Raw genomic sequence first — 24,188 nt, forward strand, 5'->3', positions numbered from 1 at the left:
GAACCCTCCGGTTTTTTCACACCTGGATTTCGAACAAGACGCAGGCGCTATAGGCGCCGCACAACCGATACCACTCCGTGCACCCCACCGAGGTTTTGTTCCAGGACGATGCCCTTCCGGCTCAACTGCCGGTCTGCGACCACTACGCGGGCGCAGAAAAACTGATGCGCAAGTCGCTCGCCCTGCAACAAACCCTTGGCCCCGTCTTCGACATCACGTTCGACTGCGAAGACGGCGCCGCCATCGGCCAGGAGCGCGCACACGCCGAACTTGCCGCCGCGCTCATCAACAGCGACGACAACCGCTTCAACCGCGTTGGCGTGCGTATCCACGATCCGAACCACGATGCGTGGACGCAAGACGTCGATATCCTCGTAGGCCTTGCCGGCCGCCGCCTCGCCTACGTCACGGTGCCCAAGGTGCGCGACGTGGTGGAAGTGGCACGCGTGACCGATCGCATCAACCAGGCCGCCAAGGCAGCGGGCATTGCGCGGCACCTGCCGATCCACGTCTTGATCGAAACACATGGTGCCCTGGCGCAGGTGTTCGATATCGCCTCGCTGGTGCAGGTGGAATGCCTGAGTTTCGGCCTGATGGATTTCGTTTCGGCACACAACGGCGCGATTCCCGGCGCGGCGATGGGCTCGCCTGAGCAGTTCGAGCATCCGCTGATCCGCCGCGCGCTTGCCGATATTTCCGCCGCGTGCCACGCGCACGGCAAGGTGCCGTCGCACAACGTCAGCACCGACATCAAACACCCGGACCGCGCCGGCGCCGATGCCACTCGCGCGCGCAACGAGTTCGGCTATCTGCGCAAGTGGAGCATCCATCCGGACCAGATTGCGCCGATCGTTTCGGCTTTCCGCCCATCGCACGAAGAAGTGACACACGCGAGCGCCATTCTTGCATCTGCGCAAGACACCGCGTGGGGACCGATCCAGCACGAAGGGCGGCTGCATGACCGCGCGAGCTATCGCTACTGGTGGGCCGTGCTGCAACGGGCGCACACCACCGGCGTGGAGATGCCGCCCGACGCGGTTGCGCGCTTCTTCGCGTGACGGGCACAGACAGGAGAATCGCCATGACTGCACACACCCAAGCCAGCGCAGGGGCATGCTTCCGCCAGGCGCTGGTTGAAGAATCTCCGCTGCAGGTGGTTGGCACCATCAACGCCAACCACGCGCTGCTGGCCAAGCGCGCCGGCTATCGCGCGATCTATCTTTCGGGCGGCGGCGTGGCAGCGGGCTCGCTCGGATTGCCGGATCTCGGCATATCGGGCCTGGACGACGTTTTGACGGACGTCCGCCGCATCACCGATGTATGCGATGTACCGCTGCTGGTCGATGTCGACACGGGTTTCGGCGCTTCCGCATTCAACGTAGCGCGCACGACCAAGTCGCTCATCAAGTTTGGCGCCGCGGCCATGCATATCGAAGACCAAGTCGGCGCCAAGCGCTGCGGCCATCGACCCAACAAGGAGATCGTCTCGAAGGAAGAGATGGTCGACCGGATCAAAGCGGCCGTCGATGCTCGCACCGACGCCAACTTTGTCATCATGGCCCGCACCGATGCGCTGGCCGTCGAAGGGTTCGACCGCGCCCTGGAACGGGCCGTGGCCTGCGTGGAAGCCGGCGCGGACGCGATCTTCCCGGAAGCAATGACGGAACTCTCGATGTACCGCAAGTTCGTCGACGCGGTGAAGGTGCCGGTGCTGGCGAACATCACCGAATTTGGCCAGACGCCGCTGTTCACGCGCGATGAGCTGGCCTCCGCGGGCGTGTCGATGATCCTGTATCCGCTGTCGGCATTCCGGGCGATGAACAAGGCTGCGGAGAACGTGTACGCAGCCATTCGCCGCGACGGCACGCAACAGAACGTCGTCGACACCATGCAGACGCGCATGGAACTCTACGACAGCATCGGTTACCACGACTACGAAGCCAAGCTGGACGCGCTGTTCGCACAGAACCGCGGGTAAGCCGGCCAGCCTCCCGACCAACGCAAGCAAGGAGAACGGAAGACAAACACTGCGGGGCGAGTTGCGCGGGAACGGTCCCAAGATCGATGCTGATGCCAAGCCGATACCGCCGTTTGACGGAGATGTCGGTCTTGCATGTAACAGAACGTTGGGCACGGCGTCCAAATCGGTCAAAATACCGGCCGGTGTGCGAAATGCCGTGGCAACCGCGACCTGGCTGCCGCCTCCCTACTCTGTCTTACCGAATTACCGAAGGAAACCCTATGAACAAATTCATCGTGGGCGCCTGTGCCGGCGTTCTTTCGCTGGCTGCATCGCAATATGCAGCCGCCCAGACCGCGCCCGCAAAGCCGGCCGCCAAAAAGGCTCCGGCCAAGAAGAAGGTCACCAAGAAGGCAGAGCCTGTTGCAGCCGCCAAGCCTGAAGGCGTGCAATGGAAGTGCGAACTTGGCAACGAGCTCTACATTGCAGGTGACATGACGCGCGACCAGATCATCAAGCTGCACTGGAAGGGCAAGAACTACGACCTGCCGCGCCAACTGACCCGCACCGGCGCCGACCGCTACTTCGACCAGAAGACCGGCTTCGACCTGGTCGTGATCCCGGCGAAGGCCATGCTGTTTGATCGCAACGAAGGCCACCGCCTGGCTGATGAGTGCCAAACCGCTGAAATGGCTGCCGGCGCACCGGCCCCGACGCAAGCCGGCGCCCTGCGCGCGCCGGCCGGCCTGCCGCTGATGACCCCGGACAGCCCGGCTCCCGCGCCGGCCCCGGCGCCGGGCACGGCCCAACCGGCCCAGCAGTAACCCGCCATCGCGCAAGAGGCCCACGGGAGCCGCCCATGTCCGCAACGGTTGCGAACATCCGCATGAATCCAGACAAGGTCATCGTCGACGACGTGACCTTGCCCGGAGGCGCGGGGCGCCCTGGGCCCACAGCATCCGGGGCCATCGAGCCAATTGGAACGATGGCGCTCGGTACCGCCCTGGTCGCCGGTCAGGCCATCGAGGCGCACCAAGACACCGTCGTCCGCGGCACGCGCAGCACTGCGCTGCGTATGAAAATTGCCTGCGCGGACGACAAGCCTTTCACCACGATTGACCACGACGCCAAGAAACGTCCGATTGCCGATGGCATCCCCGCCCGCATCAACGGCGGCAAGACGTTCAGCGGAGTTGTGGCGCAGTATCCGCCCGGTCAGAAGCCTTGCCGGTCGACGCGTTTGCCGGTTTGTATGTGATTTGATTTTGTCGATTTGATGTATCCGCACGGGGCACCCTGGTACCCCGCGCAATCCTCAAGCCTTGGAGTCATGCCATGCCCCACAATCTGAAAAAAACACTCAAGGAATTTAAGGTCAACGGCGGCCAGACCGGCAAGTTCTACTCCCTGCCGCAACTGGGCAAGGAGCTGGGCGTGGCGATCGAGCGCCTGCCGGTGTCGATCCGCATCGTGCTGGAGTCCGTGCTGCGCAACTGCGACGGCAAGAAGGTGACCGAAGAGCACGTCCAACAATTGGCCAACTGGAAGCCGAACGCCGAGCGCGTTGACGAAATCCCGTTCGTGGTGGCCCGCGTGGTGCTGCAGGACTTTACCGGCGTGCCGCTGCTGGCCGACCTGGCCGCCATGCGCAACGTGGCCGAGCGCATGGGCAAGAACCCCAAGAAGATCGAGCCGCTCGTGCCGGTCGACCTGGTGGTGGACCACTCGGTGCAGATTGACCACTTCCGCGAGAAGAAGGCGCTGGACCTGAACATGCAACTGGAGTTCTCGCGCAACAACGAGCGCTACCAGTTCATGAAGTGGGGCATGCAGGCATTCGACACGTTTGGCGTGGTGCAGCCGGGCTTCGGCATCGTCCACCAGGTCAACCTGGAGTACCTGGCACGCGGCGTCCATAAGAAGGACGGCGTGTACTACCCGGATACGCTGGTCGGCACCGACAGCCACACCACCATGATCAACGGGATTGGCGTGGTGGGCTGGGGCGTGGGCGGCATCGAGGCAGAAGCCGGCATGCTGGGCCAGCCGGTGTATTTCCTGACGCCGGACGTCGTAGGCGTGGAGCTGAAGGGCCGCCTCCGCGAAGGCTGCACGGCAACCGACCTGGTGCTCACGATCACGGAAATGCTGCGCAAGGAAAAGGTCGTCGGCAAGTTCGTCGAATTCTTCGGCGAAGGCACGGCCAGCCTGTCTCTGCCGGACCGCGCGACCATCGGCAACATGGCACCGGAATACGGCGCCACGATGGGCTTCTTCCCGGTCGACGACAAGACCATCGATTACTTCAAGGGCACGGGCCGCACGAAAGAGGAAATCGCTGCGTTCGAAAGCTACTTCAAGGCGCAGAAGCTGTTCGGCGTGCCGAAGGCTGGCGAAATCGACTACACCAAGACGCTGACGCTGGATCTCGGCACGGTGGCGCCGTCGCTGGCCGGCCCGAAGCGCCCGCAAGACCGCATCGAAATCGGCAACGTGAAATCGACGTTCTCGTCGCTGTTCTCGAAGCCCGTTGCGGAGAACGGCTTCAACAAGAGCGCCGAAGACCTCGACAAGACCTTCACGACCGCCAACGGCGTGAACGTGAAGAGCGGCGACGTGCTGATCGCGGCCATCACTTCGTGCACGAACACGTCCAACCCGAGCGTGCTGCTGGCAGCCGGCCTGCTCGCCAAAAAGGCCGTCGAAGCCGGCTTGGAAGTGGCACCGCACATCAAGACCTCGCTCGCCCCGGGGAGCCGTGTGGTGACGAAGTATCTGGAAGCCGCCGGCCTGCTGCCGTACCTGGAAAAGCTGGGCTTTGGCGTGACGGCCTACGGCTGCACGACCTGTATCGGCAATGCCGGCGATCTGACGCCGGAATTGAACGAAGCTATCGTGAAGAACGACATCGTTGCTGCCGCCGTGCTGTCGGGCAACCGCAACTTTGAAGCGCGTATCCACCCGAACATCCGCGCCAACTTCCTGGCTTCGCCCCCGCTGGTCGTCGCCTACGCGATCGCCGGCAACGTGACGCGCGACCTCATGACCGAACCGGTCGGCAAGGGCAAGAAGGGCAAGGACGTCTACCTGGGCGACATTTGGCCGACCTCGGACGAAATCGCCAAGCTGATGAAGTTCGCAATGAACGCCGACACGTTCCGCACGAACTACGAACAGGTCAAGAAGCCGTCCAAGCTGTGGGCCAACGTCAAGGGCACGAAGGGTCAGGTCTACGACTGGCCGAAGTCCACGTACATCGCCGAGCCGCCGTTCTTCGAAGGTTTTGGCATGACGCCGGCTGTTGCCTCGGCATCGGTCAAGGGCGCCCGCGCACTGGGCGTCTTCGGCGATTCCGTGACGACCGACCATATCTCCCCGGCCGGTTCGATCAAGGAAACGTCGCCGGCCGGCAAATACCTGCTGGCCAATGGCGTGCTGAAGGCCGACTTCAACAGCTACGGCTCGCGCCGCGGCAACCATGAGGTGATGATGCGCGGCACGTTCGCCAACGTGCGTATCAAGAACCTGATGATCCCCGCCAAGGCCGACGGTTCGCGCGTGGAAGGCGGCGAAACGCTGTTCCAGCCGAGCGGCGAACAAATGTCGATTTACGACGCCGCCATGAAGTACATCGCCGAAGGCACGCCGACGGTCGTGTTCGGTGGCGAAGAGTACGGCACGGGCAGCTCGCGCGACTGGGCCGCCAAGGGCACGCAGCTGCTGGGCGTGAAGGCTGTGATCGCACGCAGCTTCGAGCGTATTCACCGCTCGAACCTGGTTGGCATGGGCGTGTTGCCGCTGCAGTTCAAGGGCAGCGACTCGGCGCAGTCGCTGGGCATCGTGGGAGACGAAACCTTCGACATCGAGGGCCTGGACGGCGAAATCAAGCCGCAACAGGACGTCACCCTGGTCATCCACCGCGCCAACGGCGAGACCACGCGTGCACAAGTGCTGCTGCGCATCGACACGCCGATCGAAGTTGACTACTACAAGCACGGCGGGATCCTGCCGTTCGTGCTGCGTCAGCTGCTGGCGGCTTAAGCTTCACGCCACTGCGCTGCTGCAGAACGGAAACCGGCTCTTCGGAGCCGGTTTTTTATTGCCTGCCGAATCAAACAAGGTGACGATGCCCCAATCGATGCGCAGGCTTTGATACAGTGTGCCGCATCGGCCGCGTGATGTGCTCGCCCCCTTAGCGGCGACATTGTCGCCCGCCCTCGCCTGATCGTTTCATTGCTGGAGTTCCGCACCCATGGCCCAAGTGGTACTTGCCTTCATCGTCGTGGCGGCCGCCGTGTTCTACATCCTGTTCAAGGCCCCGCAGACCGACGCCCAGGCCCCAGCCCAAACCGCGTCCGCTGCGGCGGCTGCGCCCGTTCCTCCGCCTCCGCCGTTGGCTGCTTCTGAGCCCGCCACCGAGACGCGTGCCGCACCGGCCAGCGCACCGGCCGCACCCGAACCCGCAGTGGCTTCCGTCCCCGCAGCCGCGAGCAGCATCGCAGCGTCAGCACCGGCACCTGCGGTCAAGCCTTAACGTTTTCGCGCTACGGGTTTCGTCAGAAGCGTCGCGCGGCAGCGTACAAGGGTAAAATAACGCCCCTTCATTCATCCAACGAACGGTACGGCACAGCATGGCAGGATTCCGCTCCAAGGCTCCCCAACGTCTTTCCCCCGATGCAGAACGGCTGGTGGCCGATGCGCTGGCGCTGGACGCGTCGGGCAGTCGCATCGAAGACGTCTATTGGGAACAAAGGCTGTCCGAACGTCTTTCCCGGCTGCTCAAGAACGGCAGCCAGACCGCGCTCGACGCCGCGCTAGATCATCTTTTCAAGCACAACGAGGAAGCCTCCGACGTGCTGGCCGAACAGGCCGAGACACTGGCTGAATCGGCCATCCTCAGCTCGGGCGGCGTCGAATATGACGCGCTGCTGATCGCAGCGCCCATCCTGGCACACACGCGTTACATGATCCCGTCGGGCACCATCAAGCCCGAGATGGCGCAAACGCTCCAGGTACACCTGCAGGCCCACGTGATGGCTTCCAACGCCCGCGTGGCACTCGCGCCGTACCTGTACAGCATCGACCAGTTGCCGCGCACCCATTCCGACACCTTTGCGCTCACGCACAAGCTGGCCGCCTATGCGCTGGCCGGGCAGCCGGCAAAGGTCGAATTGCGTGACATGCCCGAGACGGCACCGATCCTGGCCGATCCTCGCTACCTGGTAGCGATCGTCGTGGCCCAGCACGGTCAGGCGCTGTTTCGCTGGCAGGAAGACTCCAAGGAGCATCACGCCGAGCGTTCCGCCTGCCTGGAGCAATGGCGCGAGCAGGTCACGCCGACCATCTCCGCGCTGATGCCGGGCTGCGAGTTCGACCTGCTGCTGCCCGACGCCTTCTTCCTGTCCTGCCGCGAGTCCGACAAGCAGATCCGCCCGTTGACCGTGCGTGCTGCCGTCAATTACTTGCAGGGCGCGCTCGACATGCCCGCCAACCGCTTCGGCGCCATCATCGGCGCATTCGGCGAAGAGCAGATCGAGGAATACCGCGTGGCCTTCACGGTGCGCGGCGAGAAAGACCTGATCTACGGCATCGTCTGGCCCGTGTACGGCCGCGATGGCGGAGCCACGGATGTCACTGCGGAAGGCGAACCGGGCAGCCCACTTGAGCAGATCTGCGATGAGCTGCGCGCCTGCGGCATCGAAGATATCTTCCGCCACGGTCAGCTCTTCGAGCCCGAGTATTGCGAAGACTGCGGAGCCCCGCTCTATGCAGACCGCTCGGCCGAAATCGTCCACGCAGAAATGCCGGAAGACGCACCGACCCAGCAGCCGCTGTTCCACTGATCGGCGGCGCACGCAATCAGAGCCACCCTCGGGTGGCTTTTTTATTGCTCCGCCATCGTTCATATTGATTCTCGGTTTGCGTCGCACACGCCAATGCGGGCTGCGGCACAATGACGATCTTCCGCCACATGGCATCACCGCCCGAACCCCAGGAGCCTCTCGATGACAACACGTCCCCTCTTGTGTGTTCCCATCCGCGCCTTGATTCGCAGTTTCGCCGCAGGCGCATTGGCTGCGGCCGCCGCGATGCCGTTCGCGGCGCAGGCCGACGACTTGCGCATCGGCCTGTCCGCCGACGTCACGTCGATGGACCCGCAGTGGAACAACGCCGGCCCCAACAACGCCATGGCGCTGCACATCTTCGAGTCGCTTGTCTTTCTCGACAAGAACGGCCGCTACACGCCTGGCTTGGCCACGTCTTGGAAGCCCGTCGACGCTAACACCTGGGAGATCAAGCTCCGCCCCAACGTGAAGTGGAGCGACGGCACGCCGTTCACCGGCGAAGACGTGAAGGCATCGATCGAGCGCCCGGCACGCCTGACGAACAGCCCGGGCCCGTTCACGAGCTATACCAAGTCGATTACCGAAGTACAGATCGTCGATCCGCTCACGGTGCGCCTGAAATTGTCGACACCGAATTACGCAAGCATTCCCAACGATCTGAACAGCCTGCCCATCATTCCGAAGAAGGTGGCAGACGCCTCGCAGGCGGACTTTGATGCGGGCCGCGCCATGATCGGTACGGGCCCGTTCCTGTTCGACCACTTCACGCGCGGGCAGGAAATCGTGCTGAAGAAGAACCCGCACTATTGGGGCCGCGTGCCGCAGTGGGACAAGGTGACCTTCAAGATCATCACGGACAATGCCGCGCGTACAGCCGCGCTGCTCTCGGGCGATGTGGATGTCGTCGAGGCCGTACCGGCTGCGGACGTGCCGCGCATCAAGCAAGACCCCAAATTCCACCTCGAACAGCAGGTGTCGTGGCGCACGATTTTCTGGCAGATGGACCAGAGTCGCGATACGTCGCCGTTCGTGACCGACAAATCCGGCAAACCGCTGGCCAAGAACCCACTCAAGGACCATCGCGTGCGTGAGGCCATCGCGCTGGCCATCAACCGCGATGCCATCGTCAGCCGCGTGCTGGAGGGCCAGGGCGTCGTGGCATCGAGCATCGTGTCGCCGCAGATCTTCGGGCACCCGGGCGGCAAGCCGATCGCATATGACCCGGCACGCGCCAAGAAACTTCTTGCCGAGGCCGGTTACCCGGACGGGTTCGGGCTCACGCTGCACGCAACCAACAACCGGTATCTGAACGATGCGCAGGTCGCGCAGACCACCGCCCAGCTGCTCACGCGCATCGGCATACAAACGAAGGTGGAAACCTTGCCGGTGGCAGCGTACTTCTCGCGCGCGCGTCAGGGCGAATTCTCGTTCATGATGCTCGGCTGGGGCTCGGTGGCGGCGGACGTGGCGCTGCGCAGCATTCTCGGCACGCCCAACGCGCAAACCGGTTATGGCTCGTGGAACTGGGGCCGCTACAGCAATCCGGAGCTGGACAAACTGGTACAGACGTCGCTCTCAACGGTCTCGAGCGAACAGGCACACGAGCAGGCCGCCAAGACCGCGGCGCGCTTTGCCCAGACCGACTACGCGATCATCCCGTCCCATCACCAGCTCGCCACGTGGGCCATGCGCAAGGGCATTCGCTACGAGGCGCGCACCGACGAATGGTCGCTCGCGTGGTTGTTCACCAAGCAGTGATGGCCAGTTGGTAACCAACACCGTGCCGTAACGCGCTGTTACAGCAAATTCGCCTGATGTGCCGCATTGGGGACGCATTGGGGTAACTAGCAGGAACTTTCGACCCGAGCTTTCCTCTATCATGGCGATTTCCACGCCGACACCCTGTAACACTCGTGATGTTGCGACCCAAACTACTCTGTCTCGGCGTCGTCGCTTTGCTGGCCGCCTGCTCCAACTTGCAGACTGAACCGACCAACCCGTCGGGCCAGGCCACCAACGCCACGCCGAGCACCCCGGCCGCTCAAGCCAAGCCGGTTATCCAGCCCGCCGCCACCACGCCGCCCATCGTCTTCGGTTCGACCGACAGCAGCGGCACCACCACGGTCAACCTGCCGTCCAAGGACAAAATGAGCCTGTCCGAGTACCGCGCACAAACCCGTGACCGCCTGATTCAATCGGAAGGTGCCCGCCCCGACGTGGCCGACTGCGCCGCGCATGCGAGCTGGATCATTCCGCGCTCGACCAATTTCGATCAGTTCCGCCTTCCTACCGGTGCGCTTTCCAACGACCAGGCCAAGGTCGAGCCGTGGGACTCGCGCTTCTCGTCCAGCAAGCAAGGCGCCATCAAGGTGTCGAGCGTGATCACTTTCAATGCCGCCGTGCACAAGCGCGGTACGGGCAATGACCAGTGGGAACCCGTGCGGGTGCGCTGCGGGTACGACGAAGGGATGATGCTGGCGTATGAGCTGCTCGACGCCAATGGCCAGCCGTTCGCCGCGCCGGCCGCTGCGCCCGCGTCGTCGACAGCGCGCACGCATTGCCGCCGCGGCCATCGCTGCACGACCAGTGCGGCGGCGCGCGGGAAGAGCACAGCCAAGGGTAAGGCCTCGACAAAAGCGACGGCCAAGTCTGCCAAGGGTAGCGGCACGGCCAAGACCAAGTCGACCGCGGCAAGCAAATCCACCGCCAAATCGACGGCCAAAAAGACGACGAAGAAGTCGTCCTCGAACTAAGCGCAACGCGCCGCCGACACAGGCGGCGCGACGCTTATTTTCAGCCGAGATACTCCAGGATCGCCTGCAGCATGGCCGCACCCAATGCGGCGCTGCGGGCGCCGTCCCAGCCCACGCGTGCGTCGGGCAGGTCGGCGTTGTCCTTGAACGGCATTTCCAGCGTCAACGACAGACAGCCATACGTGTGGCCGATGTACTTGGAGGCGAGCTTCAGCGCGTCTTCGTTGTACTTGCTGGCCTCGTAGCCGTATCGCGTCTGGAAATCGGGGGACGCACGCAGGAACGCCGCGACAAAGCGGTCCTGGTCGGCACGCTGTGCATCGGTAAAGCCCGGCAGCATTTCGCTGCCCGCCACGAACACATAAGGCAGCGCCTCGTCGCCGTGGATGTCGAAAAACAGGTCGACGCCGGTTTGCTCGATCGCCTGACGCACCGCCAGCACCTCGGGGCTGCGCTGCGCATCGGGTTCCATCCATTCGCGGTTCAGGTTGGCACCGGCCGCGTTGGTGCGCAGGTTGCCCAGCAAGGAGCCGTCCGGGTTCATGTTCGGCACGATATGAAAGACGGCGCGCTCGGCAAGCACGCGACCGACGGGATCGCCACTCCAGACCCCCTGACGCGTCAGACGTGCGAGCAGCCCTTCAACGAACCACTCGGCCATCGTCTCGCCCGGATGCTGGCGCGCGATGATCCACACGTTTTTCTTGCCGGGACCGGGTTCGCCGACGGTGATGCTCGTCATGTCGCGGCCCTGCACCGTTTGCCCCAAGCGCTGGGTGCGCACACCTGGCCTCGTTTGCGCAGCGGCCACGAGCGAGAGGTGTCGCTCGTCCGAATACGGCTCGAAATAGGCAAACCAGATGCTGTCGTGCTCGGGCGTCACCTCGATCGTCAACGTCTTGCCGTCATAGCGGGTCGGCACGCGGAACCAATGCTCGCGGTCGTACGAGGCGACGGCACGGTAGTCCTTCCAGCCGGAGGCATAGGTGCATTCGCCGGCGTTTTCCAGCGCAAGCGTGCAGGCCTGGCCCAGCACCCCTTGCAGGCGGAAGTGAAACCATTGCGTGAAGTCGGCGTGCGAATCGCGGCGAATGCGCAGGCGGATGGCATCGGCGCGGGCGGCATCGACGATTTCGATGGCGCCGCTGTCGAACGCGCTGGAGATGTGCGGTTGCGTGGCTGTCATGTCGGATCCTGTCATCAGGTGAGCTTGCGGCGGAAGATCCAGCGCTCGTCGTCGGAATCGGCAGCGACAAAAGCATAGCCGTCGACATCGAACGCCTTCAGCTTGCGCGGATCGGTGATGCGGTGCTCGATCGCATAGCGCGCCATCAGACCGCGCGCACGCTTCGCATAGAACGAAATGATCTTGTACTGGCCGTTCTTCCAGTCCTCAAACACCGGCGTGACGATGCGGGCCTTGAGCACCTTGGGCCGCACCACCTTGAAATACTCTTCCGACGCGAGATTGACGAGCACGGGGTCGTCGTCCTGCTTGAAGAGCTTGTTAAGCGCAAGCGTCACGTCATCGCCCCAGAAGGCGTACAAATCCTTGCCGCGCGGATTGACCAGGCGCGTGCCCATTTCGAGGCGATACGGCTGCATCCAGTCGAGCGGGCGCAGCACGCCGTAAAGCCCCGACAGAATCCGCAGATGCTTCTGCGCGAACTGCAGATCGTCCACCGCCAGCGAGTTGGCATCGAGCCCGCCGTAGACATCGCCGTCGAAGGCCAGTGCGGCCTGCTTGCTGTTTTCGGCCGTGAATTCGGGCGACCAATCGGCATAGCGCGTGGCATTGAGCGCCGCCAACGGGTCGGAAATGTGCATAAGCGTGCCGATCTGGGCCGGCGACAGCTTGCGAAGCACGTCAATGAGTTCTGCGGAGCGCTCGATGAAATCGGGCAGCGTGTGGGTCTTGGTGCGCGGCGGCGTGTCGTAGTCGAGCGACTTGGCCGGCGAGAGGACGATGATCATGTCAGAATCGCGGTTCACAAGTCTGGAATTGTATCGAATGGCAGACGCTGCCGCCCTCGCCCACTCCACCCAGGCTCCGACCCCGCGCGTGGTGCTGGACTCCAACATCTGGGTCGACATCCTGATCTTCGACGATGCGGTTGCGCGCCCCATCCGCGCTGCGCTGGAAGCCGGCCGGCTGGACGCCATCATCAGCCCCGCCTGCCGCGAAGAACTGCGCCGCGTGCTCGGCTATCCGCAATTCGCCCGCTACGCCGTCGACGCGCAGGCCGCACTCGCGTGGGTCGATCGCGTGACCCGATCCGTCGCCGATCCTGAACATGCGGCCCGCGTGCAAGGCGAAGCGTTCGTCCCGCGCTGCAAGGATCGCGACGACCAGAAATTTCTCGCCCTCGCCGATGCCGCCGACGTTGCCTATCTCGTTTCCAAGGACCGCGCCGTGCTCAAGCTCAAGCGCCGCATGGCTAAGTATTGCGACGTGGCGGTGCTGCCGCCCAAGCAGTTCGTCGCGCTGGTCCAGTTGGAAAACACGCCCCTTGCTGCCATCCCGAATCAAGCTTGAAGCCGTCTTGTCATGACCACTGTTGAATCGCTCGCACCCATCGCCCCGCCGCCGTCGCGCCTGCCGAATGTCGGCACCACCATCTTTACCGTGATGTCCGCGCTGGCCGTGGAAAAGCAGGCCGTCAACCTGGGCCAGGGCTTTCCTGATTTCGATTGCGACCCGCGCATCGTCGATGCGGTGTCCGACGCCATGCGCGCCGGCCTGAACCAGTACCCGCCGATGACGGGCGTGCCTGCCCTGCGCCAGGCCATCGCCGCCAAGGTCGCCAATCTGTACGGCCACGCTTACGATGCCGACCGCGAGATCACCATCACCGCCGGCGCCACGCAGGCGCTGCTGACGACCGTGCTGTGCTGCGTGCATCCGGGCGACGAAGTCATCGTGTTCGAGCCGACGTACGACAGCTACATTCCGTCGATTGAACTGGCGGGCGGCAAAGTCGTGCCGATCACGCTGAACGCGCCGGACTTTCGCATCCCGTTCGACACGCTGGCCGCGGCCATCACGCCGCGCACGCGCCTGATCATGCTCAACACGCCGCACAACCCGACCGGCACGGTCTGGCATGCGGACGACATGCGCAAGCTCGCCGAGATCCTGGCGCCGACCAACGTGCTGCTGCTCTCCGATGAGGTGTACGAGCACATGGTGTACGACGGCGTGCCGCATGCCTCGGTGGCGCGCATTCCCGAGCTGGCGCGTCGCGCTTTCGTGGTGTCGAGCTTCGGCAAGACGTATCACGTGACGGGCTGGAAGGTCGGCTACGTGGCCGCCCCCGTCGCGCTCATGGCGGAATTCCGCAAGGTGCACCAGTTCAACGTGTTCACCGTCAACACGCCGGTGCAGCACGGCCTGGCGACCTACATGGCGGATCCGCGTCCGTATCTGGAGTTGCCGGCGTTCTACCAACGCAAGCGCGACCTCTTCCGCGCCGGGCTGGAGAACACGCGCTTCAAGCTGCTGCCCTGCCAGGGGACGTACTTCCAGTGCGTGGATTACAGCGCCATCTCCGATCTGCCCGAGGCCGAGTTCGCCAAGTGGCTGACGAGCGAGATCGGCGTGGCGGCGATCCCCGTATCGGCGTTCTATTCGCAGCCGCACGAATCGGGCGTGGTGCGCTTCTGCTTCGCCAAGAAAGACGAAACGCTCCAGGTTGCGCTGGAGCGCTTGTCGAAGGTGTAAGACCTTCAGGCCGAGGCGGATCAGCGCTTGCTGGCGTAGTGCGCCAGCATCTGCTCCAGATTGGCCTTGCTGTCTGCCCGCACTTTCTGCACGTTGGGGTTCTCGGCCATTTTGGCCAGGTAAGGCTTGACGCCCTCGACCTGCGCCAGCAGGTCTTCACCGTAGATGATCTTGGTAGCCTGGCTGACCAGGGGGAAATGCACGATGGCCGCGCAATCCGCAATGGTGAACGTGTCGCCCGCGACATAAGGCGAGAACTTGAACAGCTTGGCCGCCGCCGGGATGTTCTTCTGCAGTTGTTCGCGCACCTTGACCTTCAGGTTGTCGCTGATCTTGCCGCCGAAGAACGCCTCGGGAAACAACTGGCGCGCCACCAACTCCAGGTGCAGCTCCAGGAACGTCACCACCTCTCGCACCTTGGCCGCCTGGAACGGATCGGCCGGAACCAGCGGATGCTCCGGATAACGCGCCTCCAGATAGTCGACAATGACCTGCGATTCGCACATGCCGAGATCGCCATCCTTCAGATACGGCACCTTGTGCAGCGGCGAGATTTCGCCGTCGGTCTGGTCCGGCCAGCGCAGTGATTCCTCAAAAGGGAGTCCCTTTTCCAGCAGGGCGAGCTTGACTTTGTTGTAGTAGTTGCTCGCAGAAAAGCCGTAAAGCGTCAGCATCAAACCGTCTCCTTGGTAATTTGGCCGTTCGTTATGGTCGGTGCGGATGCCAGAAATCGCACGCTCGTGCTATTTTAGCCAGACTTCTTTCGATCGCAGCGGATTTCATATGCAGACTATCGGGATTGTGGGCACCGGCGCCATGGGGCGCGGCATTGCACAGATCGCGGCCCAGGCAGGTTTGCGCGTCAAACTGTTCGACGCCAATCCGCAAGCCGTGGAAGCGGCGCGCACTGCACTGGCCGATACGCTCGCCAAGCTGGCCGCCAAGGGCAAGATGACGGCGGAGGAAGCCGACGCCACCGTCGCGCGGCTCGTTCCTGCGGGCGCGCTCACCGATCTGGCCGACTGCGATCTCGTGGTCGAGGCCATCGTCGAAAAGCTCGACGTCAAGCGCGACCTCTTCCGTCAGCTCGAAGACATCGTTCGCGCGGATGCCATCCTGGCGTCGAATACATCATCACTGTCGATCACGGCGATTGCCGCGACATGCAAGCACCCCGAACGCGTCGCGGGCTTTCACTTTTTCAACCCGGTGCCGCTGATGAAGGTGGTCGAAGTCATCGACGGCCTGCGCAGCGCGTCCGCAACCGGTGACGCGCTGGCCGCACTGGCCAAGCGCATGGGGCACACCGCCGTGCGCTGCATCGACATGCCAGGCTTCATCGTCAACCACGCCGGGCGCGGCATGAATACCGAAGGGCTGCGCGTGGCGCAGGAAAGTGTGGCGGCCTATGCGGACATCGACGCCATCATGCGCGAGCAGGCCGGCTTCCGCATGGGGCCGTTCGAGTTGATGGACCTCACAGGGCTGGACGTTTCGCACCCGGTGATGGAATCGGTCTACCGCCAGTTCTACGACGAACCGCGCTATCGTCCGTCGCAGATCACAGCGGTTCGCTTTGCCGGCGGCATTCTGGGCCGCAAGACGGGCGAAGGTTTCTATCGTTATCCGGATGGACAGAAGCAAGTCCCCGCCGAAGCGCCCGCCCCGTCTGCGCGCCCGTCTTCGGTGTGGATCAGCCGCGCGCATGACGCCGGCCACGCCGCAGCGCAGCGCCTGTTGCTCGATCTGGGCATCACGCCCGAAGCCGGTTCCAAACCGTCCGCCGACGCATTGGTCATCGTCACGCCGCGCGGGCTGGATGCCACCGCCTGCGTGGCCGCCGAGGGGCTCGACGCACGCCGCACCGTGGCGCTCGACACGCTCTATCCGTTTGCCGCCACCAAGCGCCGCACGCTGATGACCACACCCGCCACCGATGCAGCCTACCGCGATGCCGCACACAGCTTGTTCGCGTCCGACGGCGTGCCGGTCACGGTGATCCGCGATTCGGGTGGCTTTGTCGCGCAGCGCATCGTCGCGTGCATCGTCAACATCGCGTGCGATATCGCACAGCAGCGCATTGCCACGCCCACCGACATCGACCTCGCCGTCACGCTGGGACTCGGTTATCCCAAAGGGCCGCTGGCACTCGGCGATACGCTGGGCACGAACGCCATCCTGGAAATCCTGCAGAACCTCTACGCGCTCTATGGCGACCCGCGCTATCGCCCGAGCCCGTGGCTGCTGCGCCGTGCCCGTCTGGGCATGTCGCTGCTCACGCCTGACGCCTGATGCCTGATGCCTGATGCCTGATTGCCGCTTACCCTGACGAGGCCGCCATGACCGCGCAATTGCTCTCCAAACGCATCGGCTCGACGCTGGTGCTGACGCTGTCCAACCCTGACGCGCGCAACGCGCTGGACCCGGTGATGTACACCGCGTCGATGGAAGCGCTCGACCGTGCCGTCACTGACAACGAGATCCGTGCCGTCATCTTCACGGGCGACGGCAACGCCTTCTGTGCGGGCGGCAATCTGAACCGCCTGCTGGAAAACCGTAGCAAGCCGCGCAGCGTTCAAGAAGAAGGCATCGACGCGCTCAACCACTGGATCGAGACAATCCGCACGTTTCCCAAGCCCGTAATTGCCGCAGTGGAGGGCCCAGCGGCAGGCGCCGGTTTCTCGTTGGTACTGGCTTGCGACTTTGCGATTGCCGCGTCGGACGCGAAGTTCGTGATGGCGTATGTGAACGTCGCGCTGACGCCGGACGGCGGGGGCTCGTGGCACATCGCGCGCTTCCTGCCGCGCCCGCTGGCGAGCGAAATCATCATGCTCGGCAAGCCTGTCAGCGCGGAGCGGCTCGCGCACTTCGGCCTCATCAATGAGGTCGTCAAACCCGGCGAGGCGCTGGACCAGGCGCTGGCACTGGCGGAAAAACTCGCTGCGCAATCGCCGCACGCAGTGGGCCGCATCAAGGGCCTGATCGCCCACGCCGAAGACGCCTCGCTGCACGACCACCTCAAGGCCGAGCAGCACAGCTTTGTCGAAGCGCTGCACCACGCCGACGGCAACGAAGGCATCTCGGCGTTCCTGCAAAAGCGCAAACCTCAATACCGCTGATTTCCGGCCCGCATGGTTCCCTTCCCGACACCCCAGCGCCGGCGCGTCTATCTGATGCGTCATGGCGCCGTGACGTACTTTGACGAAACCGGCCGCCCTGTTCCCTCGCCCGAGGCCGTCCCGCTCAACGAACTCGGCCGCAGCCAAACCACCGCTGCCGGCAAGATCTTTGCGGCCGAGGGCATCGTCTTCGACCGCGTGATCGTCAGCGGCCTGCCGCGCACGGTGGAAACCGCGCAGCGCGTGCTGGCCGAGATGCCCGCGATGCAGGAACGCGGCATCGCGCTTGAACACTGGCCCGAGCTGCAGGAAATCCGCGGCGGCAAGCTGGCGGAAATTCCCGAGCACGAACTCGCGCAGGCTTTCATCGGCGCGTTTGAGGGCACGGTGTCCGAAGACCGGCGTTTTCTCAACGGAGAAAGCATCGGTGAATTTCTTGACCGTGTTATTCCAGCCATCGCCCGCCTGCGCGCGCAAACGGACTGGGACACCGTGCTGCTGGTGCTGCATGGCGGCACCAACCGCGCGATCCTCTCGCACGCCATCACCGGGGGCGAGCGCGTGTTCTTCGGCAGCCTCGCGCAGACCGCCGGCTGTATCAACGTGCTCGATGTCGGCCAAGCCCCGACCGACTGGGTGCTGCGCATGAGCAATTTTTCGGCGCCTTCGCCAACGCATGTCGGCTCACGACTGACGACGATGGAGGTGCTGCTGCAGCAATACCTTCGCCATCGGCAACCGACCTGAACTTTCCTCGACACACAACAAGATTCGGAGACACACCCATGGCACAAACGGACCAGCAGGATTTCTCGGCCTTCGAGGGCACGCGCCCCGTGGCAGAACAGCAGAAGTTCGACATCGGCGCGCTGGAAGCGTGGATGCGCGAACATGTGGACGGCTTTGCCGGCCCGCTCACGGTTGAACAGTTCAAGGGCGGCCAGTCGAACCCGACGTTCAAGCTGATCACGCCGTCGCGCACGTACGTGATGCGCGCCAAGCCCGGCCCGAAGGCGAAGCTGCTGCCGTCCGCGCACGCGATCGAACGCGAATATCGGGTGATGGATGCGCTCGCCAAGACCGACGTCCCCGTCGCCAAGATGTATGCGCTGTGCGAAGACGAAGCCGTGATCGGCCGCGCCTTCTACATCATGGAGTTCGTACAGGGCCGCGTGCTGTGGGATCAGGCCCTGCCCGGCATGGCGCCTGCCGAGCGCAGCGCGATCTATGACGAGATGAACCGCGTCATCTCTGCGTTGCACACTGTGGACTACGCCGCCATCGGCCTGGCCGACTACGGCAAACCCGGCAACTATTTCGCGCGTCAGATCGAGCGCTGGAGCAAGCAATACAAGCTGTCGGAAACCGAGTCGATTCCGGCCATGGACAACCTGATCGAATGGCTGCCCAAGCACGTGCCGCAGGAAGCCGAGGAAATCACCAGCATCGTTCACGGCGACTACCGGCTCGACAACCTGATCTTCCACCCGACCGAGCCGCGCGTGCTGGCCATCCTGGATTGGGAACTGTCGACGCTGGGCCATCCGCTGGCTGACTTCAGCTACCACTGCATGAGCTGGCACATCGAGCCGGGCCAATTCCGCGGCGTGGCAGGACTCGACTTCGCGGCACTCGGCATTCCCACCGAAGCCGAGTACATCCGCCAATACGAGGAACGCACCGGCCGCCGCATCACGGGCGACTGGAACTTCTACCTCGCCTACAACATGTTCCGCATTGCCGGCATCCTGCAGGGGATCATGAAGCGCGTGGTGGATGGCACGGCATCGTCGGCGCAGGCGATGGAGGCCGGCAAGCGCGCCCGCCCGATGGCCGAACTGGGCTGGAAGTACGCGCAGCAGGCCGGAGCCTGACGCCGCGGCTTTACTAGTACTCGCGCGCCGCTTCCAGCGGACCCGACATTGGCGCCTCCAGCTCCAGCACCACCCCGCCCGGCAACTGCACGAAGATCTGTGCAGCAGGCCGCGCGGGGTGTTTTCTGACCTGGTGCGGCATGCTGCTCTCCCGCACAGCGGCCAGCACGTCGGCCGCATCTTTCCGGGTGCGGAATGCGATGTGCGAAAACAGCAGTTCCGGCGTATCCCCCTCCTGCGTCACGAGGTGGACGAGCGCATCGTCGTTTTGATACAGCCACGTGCCGGGAAACGGAAACGCCGGGCGCGGGCCCGGTTTCCAGCCGAGCACATCGGCGAAAAATTTCAGGATGGGTGCATCTCCTGCCACGTGAAAGTTCACATGGTCGAAGGTCCAATCGCTGTCAGTCGTCATAGCAAACCGCCTCCTTCAATGTCGATGATTGCGCCGGTCATGAAGCCGTTGGTCATGGCCAGCAGGTAGCCCTGGGCCAGATCATCCGGCGTGCCGACACGACCGACTGGCAAGCCGCTGCCGATGCGCGCGAGCATGGCTTGTCGATCGGCCGGGGCGCCCCACACGTCCGTATCGACCACGCCCGGGCTGATCACGTTGACGCGGCGCGGTGCGAGTTCCTTCGCCAGGTTCTTGGCGGCGGCTTCCACTGCAGCATTGATCGAGCCACGCAGCAAACCGGTTGCCGTCGCCTTGCGCGAGAGCAGGCCCGAGGTGAGCGTAATCGATGCGTTGTCCGCCAGATACGGCAACGCAGCCTGCACCGCCATCAGTGCGGCAAACAACTTGGTGCCAAAGGCCTGCTCGAGGTCGGCACGTTGCAGCGAGGCAAACGGCGGCGGGCTCGTGCGCGAGCCGATGGTGATGACAAGGTGGTCGATCTTTCCAGCGCCCGCAGCCTGCGCCAGCGCGGCGGCCAGCGACGCCGTGTCGTTTGCATCGACGGCAATGCCCCGGATGCCATCATCCGCCTTGGCCGAGCGGCCCAGCACCGTCACGCGGGCCCCTTCCGCTGCCGCCGCGCGGGCCACGCCCTGCCCAATACCGGTCGTACCGCCCAACACCACCACCGACTGGTCCTGCAAGGTCTTCGAAGTCATGCCAATGCTCCTTTGCTGTGAGAAGTAGAAGAAAAAACCGTCAATCGATTGGGGCCATTGTTTCATCAAACAAAAGCAAGATAATCCAGCTATGCTTTGATGATTCTCCAAATCCGCTTTGACAATGATCGCCCTCGACGACCTCCGCCTGCTCGTGCGCATTGCTGACGCCGGCAACCTTTCCGCCGCCGCGCGCCAGCTCGGCTGGCTGCCCGCCACCGCCAGCGCGGCGCTCAAGCGCGTGGAGACCGAACTCGGCGCCCGCCTGTTTGAGCGCACCACGCGCAGCATGCGCCCCACCGAAGCCGGTCAGCGCTATCTAGGCTATGCCAGACAGGCGCTGGAAGCCCTGGACGAAGGCGCGGAAAGCCTGGGGCAGGATCGCACGGAGCTGTCCGGCCCCATCCGCATTGCCGCCACATCAGATCTGGGCCGGCACATCCTGCGCCCTTGGCTCGACGCGTTCTGCGATGAGCACCCCGGCGTGCGGATCACGCTGGTGCTGGGCGACCGGCTGGCCGACCTGATGCGCGAAGACCTCGACTTCGCGCTGCGCTATGGGAATCTGCAGGATTCGGCGCTGGTGCGGCGGCCGTTGGCGTCGCATCCGCGCGTGATCGTGGGCGCGCCGTCGTACTTCCGGCAGCATGGCCGGCCCGCACACCCGAGCGACCTCGCCGACCATCGCTGCCTGATCCTCCTGCGCAACGGCGAGCCCGTCACGCGCTGGCAACTCACGCACGCCAGCGGCCCCGCCCCGATCGACGTGCGCGGCGGTTTCCAATGCGACGACGGCGCCGTGGTGCGCGACTGGGCCGTCGCCGGGCGTGGCCTGGCATTCAAATCATGGTTGGATGTCGCGCAAGACGTGTGCGCCGGCCGTCTGGAGGTGGCATTGCCGGCATGGAGCCATGCGCCCACGCCGCTGCAGCTTGTCGCCCTTGCGCGTCGCCATCGACCGGCGCGACTGACGGCGTGTGCGGATTTTCTCGCCGCCCGCTTTGCGGAGTTCAGCGCGCGTTACCCGTTCCCGTCCGCACAGGCGGCAGCGGCATCGCAAAAACCGGTCAGGGCACCCCGGGAGGCCAAGGCGACCAAGGCGACAAAAACCAAGCCGGCCGTCGCCGCGAACACGTAGGTGTGCTTACTGGTTGTTGCGGCGGCGGACCACCCACCACGCAACGATCACGGTAAACGCCGCCACCAGCCCCACCATCAGCCAGAAGCCGTGGTGGTTGTCGGCCAGCGGCACGCCACCCACGTTCATGCCGAAGAGCCCTGCGACGATATTGATGGGCAATGCCAGCACGGTTACCAGCGTCAGCGTGAACAGCGTCCGGTTGTTCTGCTCGTCCAGACGCGCGATCACCTCTTCCTGCAGCAGCTTGATGCGTTCGATCAGGCCGCTCATGTCGCGCAGCACGACGGAAAACTCCTCGGTGGACTCGCGCAATTGCTGCACATCTTCCGGATGCAGCCACGCCGGCGGTCGCGCCAGCAAGCGAAAGACCGAACCGGGCTCGGGTGCCAGCATGCGCTGAAGCCGCACCAGCACGCGGCGCGTCCCCGCAAGCTCCTGGCGCCCTGACGTGATCTTCGACGCAAGAAAACGGTCTTCGATGCGGTCGATATCGATGCCCGTCGTGCGGACGATCTGCGTCATCAGGTCAGCCTGATCGCACATCAAATGGCCCAGCAGATCGGCTGGCGAGCGGAACGTCTCACCGCTGCGAACGCACTCGCGCAACCGGTCGACCGAATGCAATGGCTTGCGGCGCAACGTCACCAGCAGGCGCCGGTGTGCGTAGACCCACTGCGTTGCCACCTGCGTGGGCGTGCGCTCGAAATCGAAGATCACGTCATTGAAGACGGCGACGAGCGCGCCGTCCTGCTGCTCGATGCGCGTGGAATGGGCCTCCTCGCCCAGCAACTCGAGGAAAGGCTCCGGCAGCTCGAGATGGCTTTGCAGCCAGCGCAGGCACCCCGCCCGCGATAGGTTGAAATGCAGCCAGATGAAGGCGTCCTGGGCACCCTCGCCTTCCACATGCTGGAGGGCATCCGCGATCTCGGACGAATCCAGCGCAACGCCCGGCTTGCCCGGTTCGAAACGAAAACCGCAGATGAAGCCGGTATTGTCGGATTGGAAGCTGATCGCGGACGCAGTCGCAGTCATACATCAGAAGGGAAGACAGTTTGCCGGGAAGCGCGGCCGCCGGACAGTCGAATAGCAAATGCCATCAATCTGTCATAAACCGGCGTGGTTACGCCATCTGCGCTGCGCAGCCCCGATGATTGCGTCCGCCCCGGCGTTCGTCAACGCCCGTCTGCGAATGCCGCCACGGTGTCGTCCAGGGCCACCTCTGCCATCGCTGCGAACACGTGGTCGCGCAGCCAGCGGCTGGCGGCATCCTGGTCGCTGTTCGTGTGCCAGTACAGGTACAGCTCAAGCGGCTGCACGTTGAACGGCAGCGGCAACATCACGTTGCCATACGGCTCGTTGGCGATGCGCGCGTAGCGGATCGGCAACGTCGCAAGCAGGTCGGTACAGCTCACTACGCGGCAGGCTGCCGGGTAATGCTGACAACGCAGCCGTACGCGCCGCTCGTGCCCGAGGCGGCGCAGCTCCACATCCTCCAGCCCCGCCCCGCGGCGTCGGGACGATACGTGCACGTGTTCGCATGCGAGGTAGCGCTCCAGCGTCAGGGGTTCATTTGCAATGGGATGGCCGGGGCGCGCCAGCACCACCATCGGGTCGGTCAGTAAGGGCGCGTGCCGGATGGCCGGAGATGCCGGCAGCAGAATGTCCGCCGCCGCATCGATGGTGCCGGCCAGCAGCTCGGTTTCGAGCTGCCGGCGGTCTCCGCGCACGGTCGTCACGTCGATGCGCGGTGCCTCCTTGGCAATGGCGGCCATGAGCGGCGGCAGCAGCGTGGCTTCCAGCGCATCGCGCATCGACAACGTGAAGCGGCGCTCACTCGTGGCCGGGTCGAACCGCGTGCCCTCGCGCAACGTGCGCTCGAAGCCCTGCAGCGCGGAGCGCACCTCGGCGATGAGCGTGCGCGCCAGAGGCGTCGGCACCATGCCCTGCCCGCGCCGCTCGAACAATGGATCATCAAACAACTCGCGCAGACGCCCGAGCGCGTGGCTTACCGCCGGTTGCGTCAAGTTGAGCGTGCGAGCGGCCGCCGTGATCCCGCCTTCCGTGTAAATGGCGTCGAAGACGACGAACAGGTTCAGGTCGACGCGCGATATATGCATGAAATTGATGGACCGCAATCTACGAAATTCATTTCTCTTATTGTAGGCGAAGGCTTATTCTGCGGACACCATTTGGGAGTTGCGCCACGCGCCATGACCACATCCCCCGATCTCGCCGTTCCCCCAGGCTTTCTTCTGCTGAACAAGCCGAGCCCTTTCCTGACGATGCTGGGGCCGGTGTATGCCAAGGGAATGGGCGCGTCGATGGTGATGGGTTTTCATGTACAGCATCACCACCTGAATCGGCGCGGCATTCTGCATGGCGGCGTGGTGGCATCGCTGGCCGATGCAGCGCTCGGTTATTGCTTGGCCGAACCCGGCGAAGGCACCGGCGGCGCGCTGGCCATGTCGACTGCCAGCCTGACGGTGGATTTCATCGCCTCTGCCGGAGAAGGCGACTGGATTGAGATCACCCCGAAAGGGTTGCGCACCGGCAGCAAGCTGGCCTTTGCGCAGGCCCTCTTCCATCGCGGCGACCGGTTGATTGCGCGCGCGAGTGCCGTGTTTGCCGTGCTCGGCGGGCGTATTTGACGCATGGCCG

24 protein-coding genes are annotated in these 24,188 nt (G+C 64.2%); 17 read left to right on the plus strand and 7 right to left on the minus strand.

Going from position 1 to position 24,188, the window contains the following annotated elements:
* Positions 1–77: 77 nt before the first annotated feature.
* The 9 genes from N5B55_RS09505 to N5B55_RS09545 all read left to right on the plus strand — a co-directional run bounded on the left by N5B55_RS09505 (position 78) and on the right by N5B55_RS09545 (position 10,559).
* Positions 78–1,058 carry an HpcH/HpaI aldolase/citrate lyase family protein gene (locus N5B55_RS09505; protein WP_178960364.1) on the plus strand — a complete coding sequence of 327 codons (981 nt, stop codon included), beginning with the start codon at positions 78–80 and terminating at the stop codon, positions 1,056–1,058.
* 23 nt (positions 1,059–1,081) lie between these two features.
* Positions 1,082–1,978: a methylisocitrate lyase gene (gene prpB / locus N5B55_RS09510; protein WP_304538007.1), complete on the plus strand. Its 897-nt coding sequence runs from the start codon at positions 1,082–1,084 to the stop codon at positions 1,976–1,978.
* A 263-nt stretch (positions 1,979–2,241) separates the two neighbouring features.
* Complete coding sequence (locus tag N5B55_RS09515; RefSeq protein WP_304538008.1) at positions 2,242–2,784, plus strand: hypothetical protein; 543 nt, start codon at positions 2,242–2,244, stop codon at positions 2,782–2,784.
* A 35-nt stretch (positions 2,785–2,819) separates the two neighbouring features.
* Entirely contained in the window at positions 2,820–3,218 is a 399-nt protein-coding gene (locus N5B55_RS09520; RefSeq protein WP_154207090.1) for a 2-methylcitrate dehydratase, read from the plus strand.
* Positions 3,219–3,295: 77 nt separating this feature from the next.
* On the plus strand, positions 3,296–6,001 hold the full coding sequence (acnA, locus tag N5B55_RS09525) for an aconitate hydratase AcnA (RefSeq protein ID WP_178960367.1): 2,706 nt from the start codon (positions 3,296–3,298) through the stop codon (positions 5,999–6,001).
* Positions 6,002–6,212: 211 nt separating this feature from the next.
* Positions 6,213–6,494 carry a hypothetical protein gene (locus tag N5B55_RS09530; RefSeq protein WP_065858798.1) on the plus strand — a complete coding sequence of 94 codons (282 nt, stop codon included), beginning with the start codon at positions 6,213–6,215 and terminating at the stop codon, positions 6,492–6,494.
* A gap of 97 nt (positions 6,495–6,591) precedes the next feature.
* Positions 6,592–7,803: a DUF2863 family protein gene (locus N5B55_RS09535; RefSeq protein WP_304538009.1), complete on the plus strand. Its 1,212-nt coding sequence runs from the start codon at positions 6,592–6,594 to the stop codon at positions 7,801–7,803.
* A gap of 162 nt (positions 7,804–7,965) precedes the next feature.
* A complete protein-coding gene (locus tag N5B55_RS09540) occupies positions 7,966–9,564 on the plus strand; it encodes an ABC transporter substrate-binding protein (RefSeq protein ID WP_304538010.1) in 1,599 nt (532 codons plus the stop codon).
* Between the two features lie 158 nt (positions 9,565–9,722).
* Positions 9,723–10,559: a BspC domain-containing protein gene (locus N5B55_RS09545; protein WP_304538011.1), complete on the plus strand. Its 837-nt coding sequence runs from the start codon at positions 9,723–9,725 to the stop codon at positions 10,557–10,559.
* Positions 10,560–10,599: 40 nt separating this feature from the next.
* Here the strand turns inward: N5B55_RS09545 and N5B55_RS09550 are convergent, their stop codons facing one another.
* On the minus strand, positions 10,600–11,745 hold the full coding sequence (locus tag N5B55_RS09550; protein ID WP_304538012.1) for a M14 family metallopeptidase: 1,146 nt from the start codon (positions 11,743–11,745) through the stop codon (positions 10,600–10,602).
* A gap of 14 nt (positions 11,746–11,759) precedes the next feature.
* Positions 11,760–12,533, minus strand: a complete 774-nt coding sequence (yaaA, locus tag N5B55_RS09555; protein WP_304538013.1) for a peroxide stress protein YaaA — start codon at positions 12,531–12,533, stop codon at positions 11,760–11,762.
* 37 nt (positions 12,534–12,570) lie between these two features.
* Here yaaA and N5B55_RS09560 point away from each other — a divergent pair, with 37 nt between their 5' ends.
* Together N5B55_RS09560 and N5B55_RS09565 are read left to right on the plus strand one after the other, a co-directional pair.
* Positions 12,571–13,095, plus strand: a complete 525-nt coding sequence (locus N5B55_RS09560; RefSeq protein ID WP_304538014.1) for a putative toxin-antitoxin system toxin component, PIN family — start codon at positions 12,571–12,573, stop codon at positions 13,093–13,095.
* A 12-nt stretch (positions 13,096–13,107) separates the two neighbouring features.
* The gene (locus N5B55_RS09565) at positions 13,108–14,280 is read left to right on the plus strand and encodes a pyridoxal phosphate-dependent aminotransferase (RefSeq protein WP_304538015.1); all 1,173 of its coding nucleotides are present in this window, start codon (positions 13,108–13,110) and stop codon (positions 14,278–14,280) included.
* Positions 14,281–14,300: 20 nt separating this feature from the next.
* Here N5B55_RS09565 and N5B55_RS09570 read toward each other — a convergent pair whose 3' ends face one another.
* Entirely contained in the window at positions 14,301–14,954 is a 654-nt protein-coding gene (locus N5B55_RS09570; protein ID WP_154207099.1) for a glutathione S-transferase, read from the minus strand.
* A gap of 46 nt (positions 14,955–15,000) precedes the next feature.
* Between N5B55_RS09570 and N5B55_RS09575 the strand changes: the two genes are divergently transcribed.
* From N5B55_RS09575 to N5B55_RS09590, 4 genes are read left to right on the plus strand one after another with little or no spacing between them, the layout of a single operon-like run.
* Positions 15,001–16,572, plus strand: a complete 1,572-nt coding sequence (locus tag N5B55_RS09575; RefSeq protein ID WP_304538016.1) for a 3-hydroxyacyl-CoA dehydrogenase — start codon at positions 15,001–15,003, stop codon at positions 16,570–16,572.
* A 47-nt stretch (positions 16,573–16,619) separates the two neighbouring features.
* On the plus strand, positions 16,620–17,399 hold the full coding sequence (locus N5B55_RS09580) for an oxepin-CoA hydrolase, alternative type (RefSeq protein WP_024972502.1): 780 nt from the start codon (positions 16,620–16,622) through the stop codon (positions 17,397–17,399).
* A 12-nt stretch (positions 17,400–17,411) separates the two neighbouring features.
* Entirely contained in the window at positions 17,412–18,146 is a 735-nt protein-coding gene (locus tag N5B55_RS09585) for a histidine phosphatase family protein (protein ID WP_304538017.1), read from the plus strand.
* Between the two features lie 38 nt (positions 18,147–18,184).
* Positions 18,185–19,273, plus strand: coding sequence for a phosphotransferase (locus tag N5B55_RS09590; protein WP_012762275.1), 1,089 nt, complete (start codon positions 18,185–18,187; stop codon positions 19,271–19,273).
* A gap of 13 nt (positions 19,274–19,286) precedes the next feature.
* Here the strand turns inward: N5B55_RS09590 and N5B55_RS09595 are convergent, their stop codons facing one another.
* Together N5B55_RS09595 and N5B55_RS09600 are read right to left on the minus strand one after the other, a co-directional pair.
* Positions 19,287–19,688, minus strand: coding sequence for a glyoxalase (locus N5B55_RS09595; RefSeq protein ID WP_154207104.1), 402 nt, complete (start codon positions 19,686–19,688; stop codon positions 19,287–19,289).
* Positions 19,685–20,389, minus strand: coding sequence for an SDR family oxidoreductase (locus tag N5B55_RS09600; protein ID WP_304538018.1), 705 nt, complete (start codon positions 20,387–20,389; stop codon positions 19,685–19,687). The genes N5B55_RS09595 and N5B55_RS09600 overlap by 4 nt, the downstream gene beginning before the upstream one ends.
* A 124-nt stretch (positions 20,390–20,513) precedes the next feature.
* Between N5B55_RS09600 and N5B55_RS09605 the strand changes: the two genes are divergently transcribed.
* Positions 20,514–21,527, plus strand: a complete 1,014-nt coding sequence (locus tag N5B55_RS09605) for a LysR family transcriptional regulator (protein WP_304538019.1) — start codon at positions 20,514–20,516, stop codon at positions 21,525–21,527.
* 6 nt (positions 21,528–21,533) lie between these two features.
* On the opposite strand, the gene N5B55_RS09610 is transcribed toward N5B55_RS09605, so the two are convergent.
* Positions 21,534–22,562: a transporter gene (locus N5B55_RS09610; RefSeq protein WP_304538020.1), complete on the minus strand. Its 1,029-nt coding sequence runs from the start codon at positions 22,560–22,562 to the stop codon at positions 21,534–21,536.
* Positions 22,563–22,702: 140 nt separating this feature from the next.
* On the minus strand, positions 22,703–23,647 hold the full coding sequence (locus N5B55_RS09615) for a LysR family transcriptional regulator (RefSeq protein ID WP_065858822.1): 945 nt from the start codon (positions 23,645–23,647) through the stop codon (positions 22,703–22,705).
* A gap of 93 nt (positions 23,648–23,740) precedes the next feature.
* Here N5B55_RS09615 and N5B55_RS09620 point away from each other — a divergent pair, with 93 nt between their 5' ends.
* Positions 23,741–24,178: a PaaI family thioesterase gene (locus N5B55_RS09620; RefSeq protein ID WP_304539780.1), complete on the plus strand. Its 438-nt coding sequence runs from the start codon at positions 23,741–23,743 to the stop codon at positions 24,176–24,178.
* Positions 24,179–24,188 lie beyond the last annotated feature (10 nt).

It is taken from the genome of Ralstonia pickettii (genome assembly GCF_030582395.1).
Classification (GTDB): Bacteria; Pseudomonadota; Gammaproteobacteria; order Burkholderiales; family Burkholderiaceae; genus Ralstonia; species Ralstonia pickettii_D.